Annotated in this window: 2 tRNA genes and 1 rRNA gene; all 3 read left to right on the top strand. The window is 47.3% G+C overall.

Annotated elements, in window-relative coordinates:
* Nucleotides 1-52, top strand: a 16S ribosomal RNA gene (locus tag CMQ96_RS28215); the annotation flags it as partial.
* Between the two features lie 71 nt (nucleotides 53-123).
* Nucleotides 124-200: transfer RNA gene (locus CMQ96_RS28220), tRNA-Ile, on the top strand.
* A gap of 108 nt (nucleotides 201-308) precedes the next feature.
* Nucleotides 309-384: transfer RNA gene (locus tag CMQ96_RS28225), tRNA-Ala, on the top strand.
* Nucleotides 385-520: the final 136 nt, after the last annotated feature.

Genomic DNA, 520 nt, shown 5'->3' on the forward strand with positions numbered 1-520 from the left:
GAAGTCGTAACAAGGTAACCGTAGGGGAACCTGCGGTTGGATCACCTCCTTACCTGAAAGAACCTGCCTTTGTAGTGCTCACACAGATTGTCTGATGAAAAATAAGCAGTAAAAAATCTCTGCAGGCTTGTAGCTCAGGTGGTTAGAGCGCACCCCTGATAAGGGTGAGGTCGGTGGTTCAAGTCCACTCAGGCCTACCAAATTTCTGCTGATGCTGCGTTGCGGCGACACTCACATACTCTAAGTATGCTTCGTGTCACCACGCCTTGCTTCAACAGAAATTAAGGTTGATGAGATTTCACTACGATGGGGCTATAGCTCAGCTGGGAGAGCGCCTGCTTTGCACGCAGGAGGTCTGCGGTTCGATCCCGCATAGCTCCACCATCTTTACTGCACACCACAAGAAAACTTCAGAGTGTACCTGAAAAGGTTCACTGCGAAGTTTTGCTCTTTAAAAATCTGGATCAAGCTGAAAATTGAAACGACACACAGTTAATGTGTGTTCGAGTCTCTCAAATTT

The sequence above is a fragment of the Klebsiella sp. MBT K-1 genome (assembly GCF_002556465.1).
In the GTDB taxonomy this organism is placed as follows: Bacteria; Pseudomonadota; Gammaproteobacteria; order Enterobacterales; family Enterobacteriaceae; genus Klebsiella; species Klebsiella grimontii.